This window comes from Frigoribacterium sp. VKM Ac-1396, from assembly GCF_015350895.1.
In the GTDB taxonomy this organism is placed as follows: Bacteria; Actinomycetota; Actinomycetes; order Actinomycetales; family Microbacteriaceae; genus Frigoribacterium.
Genome location: NZ_JADKSD010000001.1, coordinates 238,398 through 262,492, shown reverse-complemented (window position 1 = coordinate 262,492; position 24,095 = coordinate 238,398). Strand labels below are relative to the sequence as shown.

Below are 24,095 nucleotides of genomic sequence, written 5' to 3'. Positions count from 1 at the left end.
GCTCAGGACTCCTTTGTCGTGCCGTCGGCGGCGTCCGCCGCCGCGGCGATGATGAGGGACGACGACTGGGCGCCGGGGTCCCGGTGGCCGACGGCTCGCTCGCCGAGGTAGCTGGCCCGGCCCTTGCGAGCCACCAGGGGCTCGGTCGACGCGGCTCCTGCGGCGGCGGCGTCCGCGGCCGCTCGGAGGACGTCCACGGGGCTCGCTCCCCCGGCTGCGGCAGCCGCGGCGGCGTCGACGGCCGGCGTCCAGGCGTCGATCATGGTCTTGTCGCCCACTTCCGCCTTGCCGCGCAGCACCACGCCGTCGCGAGCCGCCGTGAGGAACGCCACCACCGCCTCCGCGTCGAGCTCGGTCGCGTCGCCGAGAGCGGCCGACCCCTTGAGGTACGCCGTGCCGAGCAACGGACCCGAGGCGCCGCCGACCGTCGAGATCAACGTCGTGGCGACGAGCTTGAGCGCCGCACCCGGCGTCGCGTCCGCGGGCAGGTCGGCGAGCCGGCTGCGCACGGCGGTGAAGCCCCTCGACAGGTTCTCGCCGTGGTCGCCGTCGCCGATCTGGCGGTCGAGCTCGCTCAAGGCCGTGTGCTCGGCGGCGACGACGTCGGCCGTCCGGTCGATCCAGGCCCGGGTCCAGGTGGCGTCGAGTGTCATGCGGTCGTCGTTCCTCTCGTGGTGCGGTGGTGCGGTGTCAGGCCGTGGTGCGTTGTGGCGGCGTCGCCGTGGTGTGGTCGGGTCGGGCTGCGGCGGTGCCGGGTCACCGCCCCCGACGGAGCGCGACGGTCTCGACCGGCGCGTCCCAGAGCTCGGTGAGTTCGTCGTCGAGGCGCGTCACCGTGATCGACATGCCCTGCATCTCGAGGGACGTCACGTACGAACCGACGAGGCTGCGCGTCACCTCGACCCCCTGACCTTCGAGGACCTCGGCTGCACGATGGTAGGCGATGTACAACTCGACGAGAGGCGTTCCCCCCATGCCGTTCACGAAGAGCAACACGCGGTCACCCGACGTGACCCCGAGGTCGTCGGTCACGGCCGCCAGCAGCCGGTCGACGACCGCGTCGACGGGCTCGAGCGGGACGCGCTCTCGACCCGGCTCGCCGTGGATGCCGATGCCGATCTCGATCTCGTCGTCGGCCAACGTGAAGCTCGGCTCGCCGGCGTGCGGGACGGTCCCCGCCGTGAGCGCGACGCCCATCGTCCTGGTCGCCTCGTTCGTGCGGCGGGCGACCTCGGCCACCGCGTCGAGGGAGTCGCCGCGTTCCGCCGCGGCACCCGCCGTCTTCTCGACGACGACGGTGCCGGCCACTCCCCGACGACCGGCGGTGTAGAGGGAGTCCTTGACCGCCACGTCGTCGTCGACGAGCACGGACCGGACCGTGATCCCCTCGGCCTCGGCGAGGTCGGCGGCGGTCTCGAAGTTGAGGACGTCGCCCGTGTAGTTCTTGACGATGTAGAGGACCCCTGCGCCGGCGTCGACGGCCTGGGTGGCCGCGACGATCGGGTCGGGCGTCGGCGAGGTGAAGACCGGGCCGGGCACGGCCGCCGAGAGCATGCCGAACCCGACGAACCCGGCGTGCAGGGGTTCGTGACCGCTCCCACCACCGCTGACGATCGCCACCTTGCCCGGTACGGGGGCCGCTGCACGCCGGACGAACGTCGGGTCGTGGGAGACCACCACGAGGTCGGCGTGCGCTGCGCCGAAGCCGGCCACGGCCTCGTCGACGACATCGGACGGATCGTTGATGAGCTTCTTCATCGAAGTACCTTTCGCGGCGCGGGACACGGTGCTGAGGGCATCAGGCTGCCGCTCAACCTACTCCCAGGGCACCCCGATGCACATATGTGCAAACACCCGATGTTTCCTTCTCATCTCGTGTGATCACAGCACTAAGGTGTTGACACACGCTCACCGCGGGTGCACTGTCGCCCCGCCGTACGACAAGGAAGGTCGACGTGAACCTGGGATTGATTTTTCTTTCAGAGACGGTGGGCACCGCATTGCTGCTCACCCTCGGTGGCGGCGTCGTCGCCAACGTCGCGCTGACGAAGACGAAGGGCTTCAACGGCGGGACGCTCATGGTCAACTTCGGCTGGGGCCTCGCGGTCTTCGTCGGCATCTTGGCCTCGTACTCGTCGGGGGCCCACCTGAACCCGGCCGTCAGCATCGCGCAGCTCATCCTGGGCAACATCACGTTCGGGGCCTTCCTCGTCTACGTGCTGGCCCAGATGGTCGGAGCGATCATCGGTGCTGTCGTCGTCTGGCTGGCCTACAAGCAGCACTTCGACGACGAGCCCGACCCCGCGACGAAGCTCGGCGTCTTCTCGACCGGCCCCGCCATCCGCAACTACGGCTGGAACCTCGTCACCGAGATCATCGGCACCTTCGTGCTGGTCTTCACGATCATCGCCATCACCAACGGCGCCTCGCCGAACGCCGCCAACCTCGGCCCGCTCGGTGGTCTCGCCGTCGCCCTGCTCGTGGTCGGCATCGGCGCCTCGCTCGGTGGCCCGACGGGCTACGCCATCAACCCGGCCCGTGACCTCGGACCGCGCATCGCCCACGCCTTCCTGCCCATCAAGGGCAAGGGCGGCAGCGACTGGTCCTACGCCTGGGTGCCGGTCGTCGGCCCCCTCGTCGGCGGCGCCCTCGCGGCCCTGCTGTCCTTCCCGCTCCTCCCCCTCGCCGCCTGACCCCGGCGTCCACCCGATCGGCCGAGGCCGGCTCACCCGCACCAACCGACCCCGACCACACCACCCGCTCCCAGCAGAGGCTCGGGCCCGTCCGCTCGAATGGACCGTCCCGGGCCTCTGTGCGAGCCGCATCCATCAACGACGAAGGAGTTCCACCCGTGAGCGACACCGACTACGTCCTGGCCATCGACCAGGGAACGACCAGCACCCGCGCCATCATCTTCGACCACTCGGGCTCGATCGTGGCGACGGGCCAGAAAGAGCACGAGCAGATCTTCCCCCGCGCCGGCTGGGTCGAGCACGACCCCGCCGAGATCTGGGAGAACACCCGCGAGGTCATCGGCCAGGCCCTGTCCCGCGCCGACATCACGCGCCACAACATCAAGGCCGTCGGCATCACCAACCAGCGCGAGACCGCCGTCGTCTGGGACAAGACCACGGGCAAGGCCGTCTACAACGCCATCGTCTGGCAGGACACCCGCACCCAGCCCATCGTCGACCGCCTCGCGGCCGACGGCGGCGTCGAGCGCTTCAAGCCCATCGTCGGCCTGCCGCTCGCCACCTACTTCTCGGGCACGAAGGTCGTGTGGATCCTCGAGAACGTCGAGGGCGCCCGCGAGAAGGCCGAGGCCGGCGACCTGCTGTTCGGCACGACCGACACCTGGGTCCTCTGGAACCTCACGGGCGGCACCGACGGCGGCGTCCACGTCACCGACGTCACCAACGCCTCGCGCACCCTCTTCATGGACCTCGAGACGCTCCAGTGGCGTGACGACATCCTCGAGGCCTTCGACGTGCCGAAGTCGATGCTCCCCGAGATCAAGAGCTCGTCCGAGGTCTACGGCACCGTCGAGGCGTCGAGCCTGCTGCGCGAGGTGCCGATCGCCGGCATCCTGGGCGATCAGCAGGCCGCGACCTTCGGCCAGGCCGCCTTCGACCAGGGCGAGTCGAAGAACACCTACGGCACCGGCAACTTCTTGATCTTCAACACGGGTGAAGAGATCGTCCACTCGAAGAACGGCCTCTTGACGACGCTCGGCTACAAGCTCGGCGACGCCGCCCCGCACTACGCACTCGAGGGGTCCATCGCCGTCACCGGCTCGCTGATCCAGTGGCTGCGCGACAACCTGGGCATGATCGGCTCGGCGCCCGAGGTCGAAGAGCTCGCCAAGACCGTCGACGACAACGGCGGCGTCTACTTCGTGCCCGCCTTCTCGGGCCTGTTCGCGCCCTACTGGCGTTCCGACGCCCGAGGCGCCCTCGTCGGCCTCACGCGCTACGTCAACAAGGGGCACATCGCCCGTGCCGCCCTCGAGGCGACCGCGTTCCAGACCCGCGAGGTGCTCGACGCCGTCAACGCCGACTCGGGCGTCGACCTGACCGAGCTGAAGGTCGACGGCGGCATGACGGCCAACGACGCCCTCATGCAGTTCCAGGCCGACATCCTCGACGTCCCGGTCGTGCGACCCGTCGTCGCCGAGACCACCGCCCTCGGCGCGGCCTACGCCGCCGGTCTCGCGGTCGGCTTCTGGGAGACCCTCGACGACCTCCGCGCCAACTGGCAGGAAGACAAGCGCTGGACGCCGAACATCGACGCGGACGAGCGTGACCGCACGCTCCGCCTCTGGAAGAAGGCCGTCACTAAGACCTTCGACTGGGTCGACGAAGACGTCAACTGACCGACGCCGTGCGAAGGGCCCGTCCGCCAGGACGGGCCCTTCGTCGTGCCGCCCGGCACCTCCCGGTCGAGACGACGTGCCGCGAGGGCGGGGAGGCGCGGTGACGTCCAGGAGGCGCGGTGATGGTCAGGACGCGCGCGTCGCCGCCACCCACTGGTCGAGTTTGGCGATCGCCGCCCCCGAGTCGACGGCCCGGGCCGCGACCTCGAGCTGTTCACGGAACCGGGCGAGGAGGGGGCGCTCTCGCTGACCGGGATCGGCGGCGAGCCCGTACGACACGAGGCCCGCGGCGGCGTTGAGCAGCACGATGTCACGGACCGGCCCCCGTGCCCCCGCCAGCACCTCTCGGGCGACCCCGGCGTTGTGGACGGCGTCTCCGCCGATCAGGTCGCTGATGCTCGCCCTCGGGATGCCGAGTTCGAGAGGGTCGAGGTCGTGCTCGGTCACGGACCCGGCCGTGACCTCCCAGATGTGGCTGTGACCGGTCGTCGTCAGTTCGTCGAGACCGTCGTCGCCCCGGAACACCAGTGCCGTGGCGCCACGGGTCTGGAACACCCCGACGATCAAGGGCACCTTGTCGAGCGACGCCACGCCGACCGCACTGGCCTCCGGTCGGGCGGGGTTGACGAGCGGCCCGAGGAAGTTGAACACGGTGGGCACGCCGATCTCGCGACGGACGACGGCGGCGTTGCCGAAGCCCGGGTGGAAGGCGGCGGCGAAGGCGAAGGTCAGCCCGGCCTCCTTGAGCACCGCGGCGACACGTTCGGCCCCGATGGTGAGGTCGATGCCGAGTGCGGACAGGACATCCGACGAACCCGACGACGAACTCGCGGCCCGGTTGCCGTGCTTGATGACCGGCACGCCGGTGGCGGCGACGACGACGGAGGCCATGGTCGACACGTTCACGGTGCCGAAACGGTCGCCGCCCGTGCCGACGATGTCGACCGCCATGGTGTCGACCGGCAGGGCGACGGCATGGGCCAGGACGGCGTCACGGAAGCCCACGATCTCGTCCACGGTCTCGCCCTTGGCCCGCAGCGCCACCAGGAAGGCACCCAGCTGCGCGGGGGTGACGTCGCCCGTCATCACCTGGTCCATCGACCACGTGGCCTCGCTGATCGAGAGGTCGCGACCGGTCAGCAGCGCGTCGATGATCAGGGGCCAGGTGAGCTCGGAGGTCATCGTCCCAGGCTACCGGCGAGGCCGGGCCCGTCCGATGTCTCGGCGTCAAGGGAAATTCCCGACCCGGGGTTTGCGACGCAAACCCAGGGCGAGTTACCAGGCATAATGGACCTCGTGACAAGTACCTCTCTCTCGAGACCTTCTGGCGGCCCGGTCGTCAACCGACCCAGCACGGTTGCCGTGGGCACCATCGTGTGGCTCGGCAGCGAGGTCATGTTCTTCGCCGGCCTCTTCGCGATCTACTTCACGCTGCGCTCGACGTCTCCCGGCCTCTGGGCCGACCAGACGGCCCTGCACAACGTGCCGTTCGCCCTCACCAACACGATCACCCTCGTGCTCTCGTCGGTGGCGTGCCAGTTCGGCGTCTTCGCCGCCGAACGCATGCAGCCGCACCGCACCGGGCGTCTGTTCCAGGTCGGCCGCTGGGGCATGGTCGAGTGGTTCTTCCTCACGTACGCCATGGGCGCCGTGTTCGTCTGCGGCCAGGTCTACGAGTACGCGACCCTCGTCTCCGAGCACGTCACCCTCAGCTCGAGTGCCTACGGCTCGGCCTTCTACATGACGACCGGGTTCCACGGTGCCCACGTCATCGGCGGTCTCATCGCCTTCCTGCTCACCATCGGTCGTGCCTACGCCGTCAAGAACTTCGGGCACAAAGAGGCCACCACGGCCATCGTCGTGTCGTACTACTGGCACTTCGTCGACGTGGTCTGGATCGGCCTCTTCATCGTCATCTACCTCCTCAAATAGGCATTGGATCGTCTGCACAGCATGTTCTCCAGAACCTCGTCCTCTCGACGCACCAAGAAGGCCGGCCGCCGCGGCCCCGTCGCCACCGCCTCCTTGCTGCTCGTCGGCCTGCTCACCACCGGTGGTGCCTACGCACTCTTCTCGTCGACGGCTTCGGCGGACGAGAGCAGTGCGACCGCCACCTCGCAGCAGAGCATCGACGAGGGCCAGAAGCTCTTCGCCTCGAACTGCGCCACGTGCCACGGCCTCAGTGCCGCCGGCACCGACAGCGGCCCCAGCCTGATCGGCGTCGGCGCTGCCTCGGTCGACTTCCAGGTCGGCACCGGTCGCATGCCGATGGCCGTCAACGGCCCGCAGGCAGAACAGAAGCCCACCCAGTTCTCCGACGAGCAGGTCGCCGCGATGGCCGCCTACGTCGCCTCGCTGGCCCCCGGCCCCGCCATCCCCGACGAGTCGCTGCTGCAGGCCGACGGTGACACGACCAACGGCGCCGAGCTCTTCCGCATCAACTGCGCCATGTGCCACAACGTGGCCGGTGCCGGCGGCGCGTTGACGCAGGGCAAGTACGCCCCGCCCCTCGACGGCGTCTCGGCCCACCACATCTACGAGGCCATGCAGACCGGCCCGCAGAACATGCCGGTCTTCAACGACCTCAACCTGTCGCCCCAAGACAAGGCCGACATCATCACGTACCTCAAGTACGTCGAGAACACCCCGTCCCCGGGTGGATTCGAGCTCGGAAGCCTCGGCCCGGTCGCCGAAGGCCTCTTCATCTGGATCTTCGGGCTCGGTGCGATCGTCGCGATCACCATCTGGCTGACCGCCCGGTCGAACTGACCCGCGTTCTCTCCGTACTTCACGAAAGGCAGAAACAATGGCAGAGCACGACGACGAGGCCCCCACGGCGGGCTCGGCTGTCGAGAAGCGCGAGCCTCGACAGGTCTCGGCCGGCACGGCGATCGTGACGTCCGACGTGTTCCAGAACCCCGGCGAGCCGCCGCACCGCGACCGTGTCACCGACATCGACCCCAAGGTCGAGAAGCGCGCCGAGCGTCAGGTGAGCCTGTTCTTCTTCCTGTCCATCGTCGGCAGCATCGCCGCCATCGGTGCGTACGTGGCGTTCCCCATCACGTCGGGCGACTCGGGTTCGGTCCGACTGAACAACCTCTTCCTAGGGTTGGGCATCGCCCTCGGGCTGCTCTCCGTCGGCATCGGCGCGGTCCACTGGTCCAAGACGCTCATGCCCGCTCGTGAGATCACCGAGATGCGCCACGACACCCGCGGGTCCGAGCCCACCCGCGAGAAGGCCGTCGAGGTCTTCGCCCTCGGCAACCACGAGAGCGGCTTCGGACGTCGGTCCCTCATCCGCAACAGCCTCATCGGCGCCCTCGTCGCCACTCCCCTGCCGGCCGTCGTGCTGTTCCGCGACCTGGCGCCCGCCGAAGACCCGAACGCGGTCCTGCGCCACACGCTGTGGGAAGAGGGCATGCACCTCGCCACCGACCCGGCCGGCGCCCGCATCCGCGCCTCCGACGTCACCCTGGGGTCCGTGTTCCACGTGATCCCCGAGAACCTCAACGAATCAGAACACCTGCTCGAAGAGAAAGCCAAAGCGGCCGTCCTCCTCATGCGCCTCAAGCCGGAAGACCTCCACCCGGCCGAGGGACGCGAAGACTGGCAGTACGACGGAATCGTCGCCTACTCGAAGATCTGCACGCACGTCGGTTGCCCCGTGGCACTGTACGAGCAGCAGACACACCACCTGCTCTGCCCCTGCCACCAGTCCACGTTCGACGTGACCAACAACTGCGAAGTGATCTTCGGGCCCGCCAAGCGCCCGCTGCCGCAGCTGCCCATCACGGTCGACGCCGACGGGTACCTCGTCGCGCAGAGCGATTTCCACGAACCTGTGGGCCCGAGCTTCTGGGAGCGCGAAAAGTGATCACCACCACCCCGACACATGGCTCCGAGCCGGCCACGTCCGACAACATCGGCAAGGCCCCCGGCTTCGCGCCGACGAAGACGAACAAGATCCTCGGTGCGACGGCCAACTACATCGACGAGCGCACGAGCATGTCGGGCCTGGTCAAAGAGGTCGGTCGCAAGATCTTCCCCGACCACTGGTCGTTCATGCTGGGTGAGGTCGCCCTCTACTCGTTCGTCGTGATCCTGCTGTCCGGCACGTTCCTGACGTTCTTCTTCCAGCCGTCCATGGCCGAGGTCAACTACAACGGGTCCTACGTCCCGCTCAAGGGCCTCAACATGTCGGCCGCCATGGCGTCGACGCTCGACATCTCGTTCGACATCCGCGGCGGTCTGCTGTTCCGCCAGATCCACCACTGGGCAGCCCTGCTGTTCGTGGCCGCGATCATGCTGCACATGCTGCGCGTGTACTTCACCGGTGCGTTCCGCAAGCCGCGCGAGATCAACTGGGTCGTCGGCTTCACGCTCTGGATCCTCGCCATGGCAGAAGGCTTCACCGGTTACTCGCTGCCCGACGACCTGCTCTCGGGCAACGGTGCACGAATCATCGACGGCATGATCAAGGGCATCCCGGTCATCGGCGTCTGGATCTCGTACCTGGTCTTCGGTGGCGAGTTCCCCGGCACCGACATGGTGGGTCGTTTCTACTCGCTGCACATCATGCTGCTTCCGGCGCTGCTCATCGCACTGCTGGGCGTGCACCTCCTGCTGCTGATCATCAACAAGCACACGCAGTTCGCCGGTCCCGGCAAGACGAACCAGAACGTCGTCGGCGTTCCCGTCATGCCCGTGTTCGCCGCGAAGGCCGGTGGATTCTTCTTCATCGTCTTCGGCGTCATCGTCCTGATCGCGTCGCTCTTCACGATCAACCCGATCTGGAACTACGGCCCGTACGACCCCTCCCCCGTGTCGGCTGGTACGCAGCCCGACTGGTACATCGGCTTCGCCGACGGCGCCCTGCGCCTCGTGCCGCCGGGCTGGGAGTTCGTCGCCTTCGGCTACACCGTCTCGATGAACATCCTGGTGCCGATCACGGTCCTCGGTCTCTTCATCGTCGTGGTCCTGCTGTACCCGTTCTTCGAGGCTTGGGTCACCGGCGACAAGCGAGAGCACCACATCCTCGACCGTCCCCGCAACGCTCCGACCCGCACCGCCATCGGTGCTGCCGGCATCGTGTTCTACGCCAGCCTCTGGGCTGCGGCGAGCTCGGACATCATGGCGACGCACTTCCACCTGTCGTTGAACTACGTGATCCACGCCTGCCAGGCAGCGTTGATCCTCGGACCGTTCATCGCCTTCTGGGTCACCAAGCGCGTCTGCCTGGCCCTGCAGAAGAAGGACCGCGAGATCGCCCTCCACGGCTACGAGTCGGGTCGCATCGTCCGCCTCCCCGGTGGCGAGTACATCGAGGTGCACGAGCAGCTCGACGAGTACGAGCGCTGGCGCCTGCTCGACTTCAACGAGTACGAGCCCCTCATGGTCCGGCCGAACGCCAACGGCAAGATCACCGCACTCCAGCGGGCGCGGGCCTCGGCGTCGTCCTTCTTCTTCGAAGATCGCATCGCCCCGGTCAAGCGCTCCGAGATCGAGGCATCGCACCACGACGAAGGTCACTGACACGCAGACCTTCTGATACCCGGAAGCCCGGCCGCACACCTCGTGCGACCGGGCTTTCGCGGTCAGATGCCGTGTCCCCTCGCGGAACGTGCTCCGACCGCACGTCGCACAACATCGGAGTCGACGGTCGTCAAGCAGCCGGAGACGAGCCAGGAGCTCCTCTGGCTCGACATGAGTGCCGGGATCAGAGCCGGTTGCCGGAACGACCGTCGGAAGCTCTCGCGACCACGCAGGACGTTCGCTTGCGTCCGCCCGTGTGCGGGAAGGCAACTCCCAGCCGTCCCGCACGCCAGCCTCACCAGGGCACGCTCACTGTGTGGGCTTCGTCGTCCTTGGCTCCAACGAACGACCGGCGACCACCGCGAGTCCGCGGGGCGCTCCCCCGGCGAAGGACGGAAGGCTGACCTCACGGGCACGCCACCCGGCTCGTGATTGAGCCAAGAGGGACGACGTCGAGGTTCATCAGGCGCAGCACGACGGATGCCGGTGGCCCCGCCTGGTCAGTGAGGAGGCATCCCCGTCACTGTCATTCGTCCTACGCCGATACCCCGGGCGGTTCAGGTGCGACAACCGCCAGCGCCGTGAGGTAGTGCCTGTCGATGCTGACGGACGTCACTTCTCTCGTTCGGTAGCCGTTGGGCTTTCGACGCCAGGACGCGTCGGGTCGCACCTCGAGCAGCCCGACCCATCTGCCGTGCGTACCGACGCATCTACCGATCCACAAACACCCGGGCTCTCTGCGGTCGCCTTCGACGGCGATGAGGGAGGACAGGGATGACATCGTCCCGATCACCTGGCCGGTTCGGTCTAGGTCGATGGTGGCCAGATCGTCAGGGCCCGGTTGCGGCTGGGTCATCGCGAACGTGGTCTCGAAGGACCGATCCCTTGCGAGAGAGGAGATGTCGCGGACTCAGAGGGCGATGAGGCCGTCGGGGTGGCCGCCGTCCATCGTTCGGGCGATGAGCACCCACTTCGCGCCGAGGCCGACGACGAATCCGTCGACGCGTTCCATGGCCTCGATCTCACGGGAGATCCGGTAGATCGACGACGTTGCGAGGGCCCGTTGGAGCTTCGACTGGACTTTCGACTGCTGCTTGCCCACGGTGACCTCATCGCCTGGAATCGCCATGATCATGGCAGTTCTCGACCCTATCGATGTCCACGTATCGCGCGAGTGGTGTCCCGGGCAGACGACGAAGGGCGCCGATCCGGAGATCGACGCCCTTCGGGAGGTGCTGAAGCCCTGCTCAGTGGGCGAAGTTGCCTCGGTAGTACTCGTAGACCCACCCGACGAGCGCCACGGCCGTGAGAGCGGCCCCGATGTAGATGATCCACATGCCCACGGCCAGCGCCAGGAAGATCAAGCTGCACCCGGCAGCGAGGATGATGGGCCACCACGACCACGGGCTGAAGAAGCCCATCTCGGGGTCGCCGTCGTCGATGTTGGCGTCCAGGCGGTCCTCGGGGAGTTCGCCACCCTGCGTGGCGTGCGAACGGCCCATGTAGAAGGCCAAGAAAGCACCCAGCATGCCGGCCAAGCCGATGCCGAGCGTGCCGGCCCACTCCACCCTGCCCGTGTCGAGCAGGCTCCAGAGCACGTACACCGCGCACATGAGGAAGAAGAAGATCGCGAGGATCCAGAACAGCGTCGCGTTGGTCTTCATCGGAACTACTTCACTTTCTCGCTGGACGCGTCGTACGTCGGAGCGTCAGGCGCGTCCTTCACGGGGCCGATGCCGACGGGCAGGCCCGCCTCGGGGTGGTTCAGGTCGAAGGCAGGCGACTCCGAGCGGATGCGAGGGATCGACGTGAAGTTGTGCCGCGGCGGCGGGCACGACGTGGCCCACTCGAGCGAGCGCGAGTAACCCCACGGGTCGTTCACCTCGACCTTGGGAGCCCGGCGAGCGGTGATGTACACGTTGTAGAGGAACGGCAGGATCGAGACACCGAGCAGCATGGCCCCGATGGTCGACAGCTGGTTCATCCACGTGAAGTGGTCCTCGGGCTGGTACGTCGCGTAACGACGGGGCATGCCCATGACGCCGAGCCAGTGCTGCACGAGGAACGTCGTGTGGAACCCGACGAAGAGCATCCAGAAGTGGATCTTGCCGAGACGCTCGTTGAGCATCTTGCCCGTCCACTTCGGCCACCAGAAGTAGAAGCCGGAGAACATCGCGAACACGACGGTGCCGAACACGACGTAGTGGAAGTGCGCCACCACGAAGTAGGTGTCCGACACGTGGAAGTCGAGCGGAGGCGACGCGAGGATGACACCGGTCAGACCACCGAACGTGAAGGTGATCAGGAAGCCGATGGCCCAGAGCATGGGCGTCTCGAAGGTGACCGACCCGCGCCACATCGTGCCGATCCAGTTGAAGATCTTCACACCTGTCGGAACGGCGATGAGCATCGTCATCAGCGAGAAGAACGGCAGCAGGACGGACCCGGTGACGTACATGTGGTGGGCCCACACGGTGACCGACAGGGCGGCGATCGAGATGGTCGCGTACACCAGCGTCTTGTAACCGAAGATCGGCTTGCGGCTGAAGACCGGGAAGACCTCGGACACGATGCCGAAGAACGGCAGGGCGATGATGTAGACCTCGGGGTGGCCGAAGAACCAGAAGAGGTGCTGCCAGAGGATCGCCCCGCCGTTCGCCGGGTTGAAGACCTGGGCGTCGAAGACGCGGTCGAAGCCGAGACCGAAGAGGGCGGCGGCCAGGACCGGGAACGCCATGATGACCAGGATCGACGTGATCAAGGTGTTCCACGTGAAGATCGGCATGCGCCACATGGTCATGCCGGGGGCTCGCATCGACACGATCGTGGTGATGAAGTTCACCGAACCGAGGATCGTGCTGAAGCCGGTCAGACCGAGGCCGAACACCCAGAGGTTTCCGCCGAGGCCTGGCGAGAAGGTCGTGTCGCTGAGCGGTGCGTAGGCGAACCATCCGAACGACGCGGCACCCTGCGGGGTGAGGAACCCGGCGACGGCGATGATCGAACCGAACGAGTAGAGCCAGAAGGCGAAGCCGTTCAGCCGCGGGAACGCGACGTCGGGTGCGCCGATCTGGAGCGGCATGAGCACGTTGGCGAAGCCCGAGAAGAGCGGCGTCGCGAACATGAGCAGCATGATCGTGCCGTGCATCGTGAAGAGCTGGTTGTACTGCTCTTTCGTGGCGACGATCTCGAGGCCCGGTGCGAAGAGCTGGGCGCGGATGATGAGCGCCATGACCCCGCCGAGGCAGAAGAAGAGGAACGACGTGATCAGGTACATGTACCCGATGGTCTTGTGGTCGGTCGACGTGATCCAGTTGACGACGACGTTGCCCTTGCGGCCGACCTTCGAGGCGCCGAAGTTCTGACCGGAGGACGTCCCGCCGGTGGTGGGACGGGTGGCGGTGGCTGAGCTCATCGAACCTGTGCCTTACTTCTCGGAGTCTTCGGTGCCGGCGGCGTTGGCGGGGGCCTCGGTGCCGGGCTGGTTGGTGTTGGTGTTGTACTGGTCGCCCAGGAGGCCGGTGTTGCCTTCGGCGTCGAGGGTCTGCAGGTACTGGTCGTACTCGGACTGCGAGACGACCTTGACGTTGAACAGCATCAGCGAGTGGTACTCGCCGCAGAGCTCGGCGCACTTGCCGCTGAACGTGCCCTCTTTCTCGGGCGTGAAGTACATCGAGTTCGTCTTGCCGGGGATCGTGTCTTTCTTGTACAAGAAGTCGATGATCCAGAAGGAGTGCGCCACGTCGCGCGACTTGAGGTCGATCTGCACCGTCTTGCCCACCGGGAGGTAGAGCTCGGGGAGCTGGCTCTCGTCGATGGTGCCGTCACCCAGCTCTTGCGCCTGGATGCCCTGGTAGTAGACGCTCTCGTCTTCGTTCTGCTGGTCGATGTAGTTGAAGTCCCAGGCCCAGCGCTTGGCGTAGACGTCGATCTTGACGTCGGGGCTGGCGGTCGGCTCTTCGATGGCCGCCTGGTCACGGGCGGTGAACGCGAAGAAGCCGAGCACGAGGATCAACGGGACGACCGTGTAGAAGATCTCGATCGGCATGTTGTAGCGGAGCTGCACGGGGAGGCCGGTCTGGCCCTTGCGACGGCGGTAGGCCACGCACACCCAGATGATGAGACCCCAGACGATGACGCCGACGATCAGCAGCACGATCCACGAGGTGACCCAGAGGCCGATGACGCGGTCCACGTGGTTGGTCGTGCCGGCGGTGGTGGGCAGCCACCCCTGGAGCTGGTCGGTGGTACACCCCGCAAGCACGAGAGCCAGGACGACTGCCATGGGGGCGGCAGCCCAACGAAGACGGCGGTTAGAGCGCACTGTGACCTCTCGGATGACACGACAGTGGGGGTGTTCCCAGTGTTGACGGGGACTTGCCTAGCTTACTCGCAGGATGAGACCCCCAACGCACGGCACGCGCCCAAAGCCTCTCGACGTCGAGTGAGAACCTGCCCGAGACGACGGAAGGGGCCATCCGTCCGGATGGCCCCTTCCGCTCGCCGGGCGTGCCGGCGGGTGCGATCAGTGGAAGCTGTCGCCGCAGGCGCAGCTGCCCTGGGCGTTGGGGTTGTCGATCGTGAACCCCTGCTTCTGGATGGTGTCCTCGAAGTCGATGGCGGCGCCGTCGAGGTACGGGACGCTCATCTTGTCGACGATGACCTCGACGCCGTCGAAGTCGACGGTGGCGTCACCGTCGAGCATGCGCTCGTCGAAGTACAGCTGGTAGATGAGCCCCGAGCAGCCGCCGGGCTGGACGGCCACGCGGAGGCGCAGGTCGTCGCGGCCCTCTTGCGTGAGCAGGCTCTTCACCTTGTCCGCGGCGGTGGACGTGATCGTCACGCCGTGCGCCTTCGCGTCGACGGGAGCGGTTGCGATGTCGGTCATGGTGCCTCCTTCGGGCCGGGTCGAGTGCGGGGCACTCGTCGTCGACCAGTGTAAGCAGCGGTGAGCCGGTTTTGTTCCGGACCCGCGCCTCCTCGTCCGTCGTCGACGGCGACGAGGAGGCGCGGGTCGTGCCGGTCAGCCCCTCGCGTCCAACCGCGCCAACAGGATCGCTTCGCTGAGGATCGCCCGGTGCAGCACGCCGAGGTGCTGCGATTCGTTGGGGCTGTGGGCGCGCGTGTCGGGGTCCTCGACGCCGGTCACGAGGATCTGGGCCTCGGGGAAGGTGCGGACGAGGTCGGCGATGAACGGGATCGATCCGCCGATGCCGGTCTGCACCGGGGCCTCACCCCAGCCCTCGGTCATGGCGACGGTCGCATCGGCGATGGCCGTGCCCGACGTGTCGACCAAGAAGGGATCGCCCTTGTCCACGTCGTCGATCCGGACGTGCGCGCCGAACGGGGCGTGGCCCAGCAGGTGCTCTTCGAGCGCGGCGTAGGCGTCGTCCGCCGTCTGCCCGGGAGCGATCCGCGCACTGATGCGGACCGACACCTCGGGGCTCAGCGTGTTGGACGCGTTGGCGACCGACGGCGCGTCGATCCCCGTCACCGTGATGGACGGCTGCGACCAGACGCGACTGAGGATCGGGCCGCGCCCGATCGGGGTCACCCCGTCGAGCAGGCCGCTGTCGTCGCGCAGCTGCTGCTCGGTCTGCTCGGGGTGGTCGGCGTCACGGCTCGTGAGCCCGGCCACCGCCACGGCACCCACGTCGTCGTGCAGGGTGGCGAGCAGCTTCACCATGGCCATCATGGCGTCCGGGACGGCGCCGCCGAGCATGCCCGAGTGGGACGCGTGCGCCAGGGTGCGGACGGTCAGGCGGAAGGTGACGTTGCCGCGGAGGCCCACGGTGATGGCGGGCACCGTCGTGCTCCAGTTGTCGGAGTCCGCCACCACGATGACGTCGGCCCGAAGGTCGTCCTGGTGCTGCGCCAGGAACTCGGCGAACGACCGCGAGCCGAATTCTTCTTCTCCCTCGACGAACAGCGAGACGCCCACGCGCAGGTCGTCGCCCAGGATCTCGCGCACCGCCCGGAGCGCGGCCACGTGGGTCATCACGCCGGCCTTGTCGTCGGAGGCGCCCCGCCCGTACAGCCGGTCGCCCTTGACGGTCGGCTCGAACGGAGGGGTGTCCCAGTCCGCGTCGTCGCCCTGGGGCTGCACGTCGTGGTGGGCGTAGAGCAGGATCGTCGGCCGACCGTCACGGGCGGCGCGGCGGGCGAGCACGGCGGGCTGCCCGAGCGCGTCACCGTCGCCGATCGGCGCCCTGCTGACGGACACCTGGTCGAACAGGCCCGTGCCCTCGACCAGTGCCGCCACGGCGTCGGCGCTGCGTCGGACGTGCTCGGGGTCGAAGGCGTCCCACGACACCGAGGGGATGCGCACGAGGGCGCCGAGGTCGGCGATCGTCGACGGGAGACCCGCGTGGACGGCCTCCGCGAGTTCGCTGACAGTACGGGGATCGGTCGGTCGGACGGGATGCTGCGAGTCGCTCATGCAGGTAATCTTAGGAACTCGGACAACCCTGAGGATCTCCCGTGGCCAAGCCAGACAGCAAGACGACCGAGACGACCACCGTCGCCGAACCCGAGTCGACCGCGGTCGGCAAGGGACGACCGACCCCCACGCGTCGCGAACGCGAGGCCGCCAACCAGCGCCCCCTCGTCGCCTCGGGCAAAGAAGCCCAGAAGGCGCAGCGCGCCCGCCTCGCCGAGCAGCGTGACCGTGCACGCGTCGGGCTCGCCAACGGCGAGGAGAAGTTCCTGCCCGACCGTGACAAGGGGCCCCAGCGTCGGTTCATCCGCGACCACGTCGATGCCCGCTTCAGCGTGGGCGAGGCCATGATCCCGATCATGGTCGTCGTCATCGCCCTGACGCTCGTGCAGTCGGCCGCGATCCAGTCCATCACCCTGCTCGTGCTCTGGGGCTTCTTCGCCCTCGCCGTCGTCGACTGCCTCATCGTCGGCAGCAGCGTGAACCGCAAGCTCGCGGCCAAGTACGGTGCCGAGAACGTCCGCAAGGGCAACCGCTGGTACGCCGCCATGCGCGCGATGCAGCTCAAGCCCATGCGCCTGCCGAAGCCCCAGGTCAAGCGCGGCGAGTACCCGACCGCCTGAACTGCACCGCTCCCCCGTCACCGAACGGCGTCGCCCCCGGGCGACGCCGTTCGTTCGTGGTGGGGAACGCCGGCCCTCCGGTCGTCGTCAGGGCCGGGTGCGACGACGACGCAGGGCGACCAACCCGCGGTTCACCTGACGGGCCCACAAAGGGCCCCGGTAGAGGAACGCCGTGTAGCCCTGCACCAGGGTGGCCCCGGCCCGGAGGCGTTCGTCGACGTCGGCGGCAGTCGAGACCCCGCCCACCGAGATGACGCAGGTCTCTGCGGGCACGGACTCACGCACGAGCCTCAGCACCTCGAGCGACCGGGCGGCCAGGGGGGCACCCGACAGGCCGCCGGCCCCGGCCGCCTCGACCACGGCCCGATCGGTGTCGAGCCCCTCTCGCGACAGGGTCGTGTTGGTGGCGATGACGCCGGCCAGGCCCAGGTCGGTCACCAAGGCGCCGATGCGACGGACCCCCTCGTCGTCGAGGTCGGGGGCGATCTTGACCAGGACGGGTGTCCGACCCGCGGCGTCGCGGACAGCCTCGAGCAGCGGTGCGAGCTTGTCGAGCTCTTGCAGCCCGCGCAGCCCCGGCGTGTTCGGCGAACTGACGTTGACCGCCAGGTAGTCGGCCAGGGGGGCCAGGAGGCGCGTGCTGGCGAGGTAGTCGTCGATCGCGTCGTCGACGTCGACGACGCGGCTCTTGCCGATGTTGACGCCGATGACGGGCCGGGACGCGGCCGAACGTGCCCTGCTGAGTTCGAGGGCCGCCGCGTGGGAGCCCGCGTTGTTGAATCCCATCCGGTTGACGACGGCGAGGTCGGGGACGAGCCGGAAGAGGCGGGGGCGCTCGTTGCCCGGCTGGGCCCGGGCCGTGATGGTGCCGACCTCGACGTGACCGAAGCCGAGGGCCCCGAGACCGGCGATGCCCTTGGCGTCCTTGTCGAACCCGGCGGCGACGCCGAACGGCGAGGTGAAGCGCAACCCGAGGGCGTCCACCGCGAGCGACGGTGCCGGAGCCGTGAGACGACCGACGAGCCCCGCCAGCCTCAGCTTGGGGATCGCCGTGATCACGCGGAACGCCAGGTGGTGGGCGTCTTCGGGGTCCATCTTGGCGAAGACGACGTCGAACAGGACGCGGTACGGCGTGGTCACTCGTCGACCGACCGGGTGGGACGCGGACGCGACGCGTGCTCTTCGCGCAACTGACCGATGGAGGCCTCGAAGTCCTCGAGCGAGTCGAACGCCTGGTAGACGCTGGCGAAGCGCAGGTAGGCGACCTCGTCGAGGTCGCGCAACGGGGGCAGGATGGCCAGGCCGATGTCGTTGGCCTCGATCTGCGAGGCACCGCTCGCCCGGACGGCCTCTTCGACCTTCTGGGCCAGGACGGCGAGGTCACCGTCGGTGACCGGGCGCCCCTGGCAGGCCTTGCGCACGCCCGAGATGATCTTGTCGCGGCTGAACGGTTCGAGGACTCCGTTGCGCTTCACCACGTTCAGGCTCGCGGTCTCGGTGGTGCTGAAGCGTCGACCACAGTTCGGGCACTGCCGACGGCGTCGGATGGACGTGCCGTCGTCACTGGTGCGGGAGTCGACGACACGGGAGTCGGGGTGACGGCAGAAAGGGCAGAACATGGTGCGGCCAGATTATCGGACCCACGGGCCGCCGTCGGACGACCGAGGAGTCGGTCGGCCCGACGGGCCCCTCAAGGACGCGAGAGGCGGGCGGCGACGGCCTCGCCGTGGGCCGGCAGCAGCTCGGCGTTCGACAGGGCGACGAGACGTTCCGCCACGACACCGAGGGCGTCGGCGTCGTACCGCACGATCTGCTGCGGGCGCAGGAACGTGAACGCCCCGAGGCCCGACGAGAATCGCGACTGGCCGCTCGTCGGCAAGACGTGGTTGGAGCCCGCGAGGTAGTCGCCCAGGCTGACGGGGGTGTCCGGTCCGACGAAGATCGCGCCGGCATCGGTGATGTCGGCCAGGACGGCGTCGTCGTCACGGGTCTGGATCTCGAGGTGTTCGGGACCGTAGGCGTTGCTGAAGGCAGCCGCCTGCCGGAGGTCGTCGACCAGGACGACGGCGGACTGGCGCCCCGAGAGGGCCGTTCGCACCCGTGCCGCACTGAGCGTCCGGGGCACGAGCCGGGTCAACTCGGCCACGACGGCGTCACCGAAGGCCGCCGAGTCGGTGACGAGCACGGCCGAGGCCTCTTCGTCGTGCTCGGCCTGGCTGATGAGGTCGACGGCCACGAGCGTGGCGTCGGCCGAGTCGTCGGCGATGACCAGGATCTCGGTCGCGCCGGCGACAGAGTCGATGCCGACGCGACCGCGGACGAGCTGCTTGGCAGCCGCCACGAAGTTGTTGCCCGGACCGGTGATGACCTGGACCGGCTCGAGCTCGAGCTCGGGCACCCCGTAGGCGAGCGCCCCGATGGCGCCCGCACCACCGATCGCGTAGACCTCGCCGATGCCGAGCAGGCCCGCCGCACCGAGGATCACGGGGTGGACTCCCCCGGCGTGCTCGCGCTGGGCCGGTGAGACGAGCGCGATCGACGAGACGCCGGCCACCTGGGCCGGGACCACGTTCATCACGACGCTCGACGGATAGACGGCCTTGCCCCCGGGGACGTAGACGCCGGCCCGGGTGACGGGCTGCCACCGCTGCTCGATGACCGCCCCGGGCGCGGGACGGGTCGTGGTGGCTGCCGGTACCTGGGCACGGCTGGCCTGGGTGACGCGCGCGATCGACTCGACCAGCGCCTCCTTGACCAGGGGGTCGAGGGCGACGACGGCGTCGTCGATGGTCTGCTGGGCCACCCGCAGTGCGTCGGGACGCACGCCGTCGAAGCGAGCCGCCTGATCGCGCAACGCGGCGGCACCCCGCTCGCGGACGTCGTCGACGAGGCGGCGGGCGGCGTCCGTCGCGGCGCCGACGTCGGCGTGGGACCGCGGGACGAGGTCGAGCAGTTGGGCGTGCGTCGGCGTGAGACCGCGCAGATCTGTGGTCTGGATCATGGCCCGCCCAGCCTAGTCAGTAGGGTCGTGAGCATGACGGACGACGACCTGGCAGCCCCGACGACCGACGACCCCCTCACCGTCTTCAAGGAGGCCTTCCGTCGGCACGCGGCCGGCGTCGCCGTGGTGACCGCTCGCGACGCCGAGGGGACGCCGGTGGGCTTCACGGCCACGTCGCTGGCCTCCCTGGCCGCTGTGCCACCCCTGGCGACCTTCAACATGGCCCGCACGGCGAGCTCGTGGCCCGCCGTCGCCGAGACGGACGAGGTCATCGTGCACCTGCTCGGCCTGCGCAACCGGGATCTCGCGCGACGCATGGCGGGGCCTGCGGCCCTGCGGTTCGCAGGCGACCACTGGACGGACGGGCCGAACGGAGTCCCCCTGCTCGACGGCGTCACCGCATGGATGACGGGCACGATCGTCGAACGCGTCCCCGTGCACGGCAGTGCGGTCGTCGTCGTGCGCATCGGCACGGGTGGCGTCGGCGAGGACGACGACGCCTTGCTGTACCACGACCGGCACTACCTGAGGCCGGTCCACCTCGACGACTGACGGCGGCTCACACAAGGCGGCGACTCACACGAGACAGCCGGGGCCCAGCAGGCTCTTGAGCTCGCCGAACAGGTCGGCCGTCACGTCGACCGGCATGGGGATCTCGAACACGCGGGCGGCCTCGCCCTTCACCAGCCGAAGGCGCACTTCGGTGCCTCCGGCGTGACGACCGAGGACCGCGGCGAGTTCGGTGACCGTGTCGTGGGTCGCCCGGTGTTCGGGCATCTGCAACAGCAGCGGCCCGTGGGTGACGCCGACCCCCAGGTCGGGCATGAACATGCTCGCGGCGTGCATGTTCATGCCGTCGTCGCGGACGCTCACCCGGCCCTTGAGCACGATGATCGAGTCGCCGACGAGCGACGGCCCGAACTCTTGGTACGTCTTGCCCAGGAACATGGCCGAGATCTCGCCCCCGAAGTCCTCGACGGTGATGATGCCGTAGGGGTTGCCGGAGTTGCGGGCGACGCGGTGCTGCACGCTGGTGATGAGGCCGGCGATCGTCACCGTCTCGCCGTCGATGGTCGCCGGGTCGCTCGCCAGGATGTCGGTGACCGTCGTCTGCGCGTGCTTGGCCAACGGCAGCTCGAGCCCGGCGAGAGGGTGGTCGGAGACGTAGAGGCCCAGCATGTCGCGCTCGAAGGCCAGCTTGTCGCGCTTGGACCACTCGGGACGTTCGGGCACGTGCTGGACGTCTTGTGGTTCGTCCCAGAGGGAGTCGAAGTCGAAGCCGACCTGGCCGTTGGCCTCGGCCCGCTTCTCGCCCACCGCCGCCTCGACGGCGGACTCGTGGATCTCGACCAGCGCTCGTCGGGTCGACCCGAGGGAGTCGAACGCGCCCGCCTTGACCAACGACTCGACGGTGCGCTTGTTCGCGACCGGCAGCGGGACCTTGCGCAAGAAGTCGTGGAACGACGTGAACGCGCCCTCTTTCTGCCGGGCTGCGATGACGTGGTCGACCACGTTGAAGCCGACGTTGCGGACGGCACCCATGCCGAAGCGGATGTCGTCACCGACGGCGGCGAAGAACCCGATCGACTCGTTGACGTCGGGCGGCAGCACCTTGATGCCCATCCGGCGGCACTCGTTGAGGTAGAGACCGAGCTTGTCGCGCGAGTCGCCGGTGCTGGTGAGCAGCGCCGCCATGTACTCGGCCGGGTAGTGCGCCTTGAGGTACGCCGTCCAGTACGAGACCACGCCGTACGCGGCCGAGTGCGCCTTGTTGAAGGCGTAGTCGGAGAACGGCAGCAGGATGTCCCAGAGCATCTTGACGGCGTCGGGAGAGAAGCCGTTGTCGAACATGCCCTGCTCGAAACCGGCGTACTGCTTGTCGAGCTCGGACTTCTTCTTCTTGCCCATGGCTCGCCGCAGGATGTCGGCCTGGCCGAGGGAGAACCCGGCGACCTTCTGCGCGATCGCCATGACCTGCTCTTGGTAGATGATCAGGCCGTAGCTGGTCGAGAGGATCTCTTTCAGCGGCTCTTCGAGCTCGGGATGGATCGGGGTGATGTCTTGCGCGCCGTTCTTGCGGAGCGCGTAGTTCGTGTGCGAGTTCGCCCCCATCGGCCCCGGGCGGTACAGGGCGATGACGGCCGAGATGTCTTCGAAGTTGTCGGGCTTCATCAGCCTGAGCAGGCCGCGCATGGGGCCACCGTCGAGCTGGAACACCCCGAGGGTGTCGCCCCGACCCAGCAACTCGTAGGCCGCCGGGTCGTCGAGTTCGAGGTCTTCGAGCACGAGGTCGAGGCCACGGTTCGTCTTGATGTTGTCGAGGGCGTCGTTGATGATCGTGAGGTTGCGCAGCCCCAGGAAGTCCATCTTGATCAGCCCGAGCGACTCGCAGGCCGGGTAGTCGAACTGCGTGACGATCTGGCCGTCCTGCTCGCGCTTCATGATGGGGATGATGTCGATCAGCGGGTCGCTCGACATGATGACGCCGGCGGCGTGCACGCCCCACTGACGCTTGAGCCCCTCGAGGCCCAGGGCGGTGTCGAAGACCGTCTTCGCCTCGGGGTCGGACTCGACCACCGTGCGGATGTCGCCGGCCTCTTTGTAGCGGTCGTGCTGCTTGTCGAAGATGCCCGTGAGCGGGATGTCCTTGCCCATGACGGCCGGCGGCATGGCCTTCGTCAGCTTCTCGCCCATGCCGAAGGGGAACCCCAGCACGCGTGAGCTGTCTTTCAGGGCCTGCTTGGCCTTGATCGTGCCGTAGGTGACGATCTGAGCGACGCGCTCGTCACCGTACTTCTCGGTGACGTACTGGATGACCTCGCCGCGACGACGGTCGTCGAAGTCGACGTCGAAGTCGGGCATCGAGACGCGGTCGGGGTTGAGGAACCGCTCGAAGATCAGGCCGTGGCGCAGCGGGTCGAGGTCGGTGATGCGCATCGCGTAGGCGGCCATCGACCCGGCCCCCGAGCCACGCCCCGGACCGACCCGGATGCCGTTCTCCTTCGACCAGTTGATGAAGTCGGCGACCACGAGGAAGTACCCGGGGAACCCCATGCCCGTGATGACGCCGATCTCGTACTCGGCCTGCTTGCGCACGTCGTCGGGGATGCCGTCCGGGTACCGGTAGACGAGGCCCTTCTCGACCTCTTTGATGAACCAGGTCTCTTCGGTCTCGCCCTCGGGGACCGGGTAGCGCGGCATGTAGTTGGCCGAGGTGTTGAACTGCACGTCGCACCGCTCGGCGATGAGCAGCGTGTTGTCGCAGGCCTCGGGGTGGTCTCGGAAGAGGTGACGCATCTGCTGGGCGGACTTGAGGTAGAACTCGTCGGCGTCGAACTTGAAACGGTTCGGGTCGTTCAGCGTCGAGCCCGACTGCACGCAGAGGAGTGCCGCGTGACTGGTGGCGTCGTGCTCGTGCGTGTAGTGCAGGTCGTTCGTCGCGACGAGCGGCAGGTCGAGGTCTTTCGCGAGGCGCAACAGATCGCCCATGATCTGGCGCTCGATGCCGAGCCCGTGGTCCATGATCTCGGCGAAGTAGTTCTCGCGACCGAAGATGTCGCGGAAGTCCGACGCGGCCTTGACCGCCTCGTCGTACTGGCCCAGCCTCAGGCGCGTCTGCACCTCGCCGCTCGGGCACCCGGTCGTCGCGATCAGCCCGTCCGAGTACTGCGAGAGCAGCTCGCGGTCCATGCGGGGCTTGAAGTAGTACCCCTCGAGCGATGCCCGCGACGACAGCCGGAACAGGTTGTGCATGCCTGCGGTGTTCTCGGACAGCAGGGTCATGTGCGTGTACGCACCCGAGCCCGACACGTCGTCTCGCCCGCCGTCGCCCCAGCGCACCCGCGTCTTGTCGCCGCGGTGCGTGCCCGGCGTGATGTAGGCCTCGGTGCCGATGATGGGCTTGACGCCCGCGTCGGTGGCGGTCTTCCAGAAGTCGTAGGCGCCGAAGACGTTGCCGTGGTCGGTCACCGCGACCGCCGGCATGCCCTGCGCCGCGGCCTCGGTGACCAGCGGCTTGACCCGGGCCGCACCGTCGAGCATCGAGTACTCGCTGTGCACGTGCAGATGGACGAATGAGTCTTTGCTCGAGGCCACGGGGCTCCTCGTCTGGTGGTGGATCTGGCGACTAGG

21 protein-coding genes are annotated in these 24,095 nt (G+C 68.1%); 8 read left to right on the top strand and 13 right to left on the bottom strand.

From position 1 onward, the window contains the following. Window positions 1–2: 2 nt before the first annotated feature. Together dhaL and dhaK are read right to left on the bottom strand one after the other, a co-directional pair. Window positions 3–653, bottom strand: coding sequence for a dihydroxyacetone kinase subunit DhaL (dhaL, locus tag ITJ55_RS01270; RefSeq protein WP_194593772.1), 651 nt, complete (start codon window positions 651–653; stop codon window positions 3–5). 103 nt (window positions 654–756) lie between these two features. Then, a complete protein-coding gene (gene dhaK, locus ITJ55_RS01265) occupies window positions 757–1,758 on the bottom strand; it encodes a dihydroxyacetone kinase subunit DhaK (protein ID WP_194593771.1) in 1,002 nt (333 codons plus the stop codon). 197 nt (window positions 1,759–1,955) lie between these two features. Here dhaK and ITJ55_RS01260 point away from each other — a divergent pair, with 197 nt between their 5' ends. Together ITJ55_RS01260 and glpK are read left to right on the top strand one after the other, a co-directional pair. Continuing rightward, the gene (locus tag ITJ55_RS01260) at window positions 1,956–2,693 is read left to right on the top strand and encodes an MIP/aquaporin family protein (RefSeq protein ID WP_082486191.1); all 738 of its coding nucleotides are present in this window, start codon (window positions 1,956–1,958) and stop codon (window positions 2,691–2,693) included. A gap of 158 nt (window positions 2,694–2,851) precedes the next feature. After that, window positions 2,852–4,372: a glycerol kinase GlpK gene (gene glpK / locus ITJ55_RS01255; protein WP_194593770.1), complete on the top strand. Its 1,521-nt coding sequence runs from the start codon at window positions 2,852–2,854 to the stop codon at window positions 4,370–4,372. Between the two features lie 126 nt (window positions 4,373–4,498). Here glpK and trpD read toward each other — a convergent pair whose 3' ends face one another. Continuing rightward, entirely contained in the window at window positions 4,499–5,554 is a 1,056-nt protein-coding gene (gene trpD / locus ITJ55_RS01250; RefSeq protein WP_194593769.1) for an anthranilate phosphoribosyltransferase, read from the bottom strand. A 105-nt stretch (window positions 5,555–5,659) separates the two neighbouring features. Here trpD and ITJ55_RS01245 point away from each other — a divergent pair, with 105 nt between their 5' ends. The 4 genes from ITJ55_RS01245 to ITJ55_RS01230 are packed head-to-tail and all read left to right on the top strand — an operon-like array spanning window position 5,660 to window position 9,904. Beyond that, complete coding sequence (locus ITJ55_RS01245; RefSeq protein WP_194593768.1) at window positions 5,660–6,304, top strand: heme-copper oxidase subunit III; 645 nt, start codon at window positions 5,660–5,662, stop codon at window positions 6,302–6,304. Between the two features lie 21 nt (window positions 6,305–6,325). Next, a complete protein-coding gene (locus ITJ55_RS01240) occupies window positions 6,326–7,141 on the top strand; it encodes a c-type cytochrome (protein ID WP_194593767.1) in 816 nt (271 codons plus the stop codon). Between the two features lie 37 nt (window positions 7,142–7,178). After that, complete coding sequence (locus ITJ55_RS01235; RefSeq protein WP_194593766.1) at window positions 7,179–8,246, top strand: ubiquinol-cytochrome c reductase iron-sulfur subunit; 1,068 nt, start codon at window positions 7,179–7,181, stop codon at window positions 8,244–8,246. A gap of 47 nt (window positions 8,247–8,293) precedes the next feature. Next, window positions 8,294–9,904 (top strand): cytochrome bc complex cytochrome b subunit, encoded by a 1,611-nt coding sequence (locus tag ITJ55_RS01230; protein WP_370544060.1) that lies wholly within the window; start codon window positions 8,294–8,296, stop codon window positions 9,902–9,904. 910 nt (window positions 9,905–10,814) lie between these two features. Here the strand turns inward: ITJ55_RS01230 and ITJ55_RS01225 are convergent. The 6 genes from ITJ55_RS01225 to ITJ55_RS01200 all read right to left on the bottom strand — a co-directional run bounded on the left by ITJ55_RS01225 (window position 10,815) and on the right by ITJ55_RS01200 (window position 16,343). Further along, window positions 10,815–11,033, bottom strand: coding sequence for a hypothetical protein (locus ITJ55_RS01225; RefSeq protein WP_228497540.1), 219 nt, complete (start codon window positions 11,031–11,033; stop codon window positions 10,815–10,817). Between the two features lie 118 nt (window positions 11,034–11,151). Then, window positions 11,152–11,568 (bottom strand): cytochrome c oxidase subunit 4, encoded by a 417-nt coding sequence (locus ITJ55_RS01220; protein ID WP_056256104.1) that lies wholly within the window; start codon window positions 11,566–11,568, stop codon window positions 11,152–11,154. 5 nt (window positions 11,569–11,573) lie between these two features. Next, complete coding sequence (gene ctaD, locus ITJ55_RS01215) at window positions 11,574–13,319, bottom strand: cytochrome c oxidase subunit I (RefSeq protein WP_082059957.1); 1,746 nt, start codon at window positions 13,317–13,319, stop codon at window positions 11,574–11,576. Window positions 13,320–13,331: 12 nt separating this feature from the next. Next, a complete protein-coding gene (gene coxB / locus ITJ55_RS01210) occupies window positions 13,332–14,189 on the bottom strand; it encodes a cytochrome c oxidase subunit II (protein ID WP_082486189.1) in 858 nt (285 codons plus the stop codon). A gap of 240 nt (window positions 14,190–14,429) precedes the next feature. Then, window positions 14,430–14,792, bottom strand: coding sequence for an iron-sulfur cluster insertion protein ErpA (gene erpA / locus ITJ55_RS01205; RefSeq protein ID WP_043594936.1), 363 nt, complete (start codon window positions 14,790–14,792; stop codon window positions 14,430–14,432). A gap of 135 nt (window positions 14,793–14,927) precedes the next feature. After that, window positions 14,928–16,343: a dipeptidase gene (locus tag ITJ55_RS01200; protein WP_194593764.1), complete on the bottom strand. Its 1,416-nt coding sequence runs from the start codon at window positions 16,341–16,343 to the stop codon at window positions 14,928–14,930. 41 nt (window positions 16,344–16,384) lie between these two features. On the opposite strand from ITJ55_RS01200, the gene ITJ55_RS01195 reads away from it, so the two are divergent. Continuing rightward, entirely contained in the window at window positions 16,385–16,963 is a 579-nt protein-coding gene (locus ITJ55_RS01195; RefSeq protein WP_194593763.1) for a DUF3043 domain-containing protein, read from the top strand. A gap of 87 nt (window positions 16,964–17,050) precedes the next feature. Here ITJ55_RS01195 and ITJ55_RS01190 read toward each other — a convergent pair whose 3' ends face one another. The 3 genes from ITJ55_RS01190 to hisD form a co-directional block, all read right to left on the bottom strand. Next, complete coding sequence (locus ITJ55_RS01190) at window positions 17,051–18,103, bottom strand: quinone-dependent dihydroorotate dehydrogenase (RefSeq protein ID WP_370543946.1); 1,053 nt, start codon at window positions 18,101–18,103, stop codon at window positions 17,051–17,053. Continuing rightward, window positions 18,100–18,582 carry a transcriptional regulator NrdR gene (gene nrdR / locus ITJ55_RS01185; RefSeq protein ID WP_194593762.1) on the bottom strand — a complete coding sequence of 161 codons (483 nt, stop codon included), beginning with the start codon at window positions 18,580–18,582 and terminating at the stop codon, window positions 18,100–18,102. Before nrdR ends, ITJ55_RS01190 begins: the two co-directional genes overlap by 4 nt. Window positions 18,583–18,653: 71 nt before the next feature. Then, a complete protein-coding gene (gene hisD / locus ITJ55_RS01180; protein WP_194593761.1) occupies window positions 18,654–19,964 on the bottom strand; it encodes a histidinol dehydrogenase in 1,311 nt (436 codons plus the stop codon). Between the two features lie 33 nt (window positions 19,965–19,997). Between hisD and ITJ55_RS01175 the strand changes: the two genes are divergently transcribed. Next, entirely contained in the window at window positions 19,998–20,516 is a 519-nt protein-coding gene (locus tag ITJ55_RS01175; protein ID WP_194593760.1) for a flavin reductase family protein, read from the top strand. 24 nt (window positions 20,517–20,540) lie between these two features. Here the strand turns inward: ITJ55_RS01175 and dnaE are convergent, their stop codons facing one another. Beyond that, window positions 20,541–24,005, bottom strand: a complete 3,465-nt coding sequence (gene dnaE, locus ITJ55_RS01170) for a DNA polymerase III subunit alpha (RefSeq protein ID WP_194594676.1) — start codon at window positions 24,003–24,005, stop codon at window positions 20,541–20,543. Window positions 24,006–24,095 lie beyond the last annotated feature (90 nt).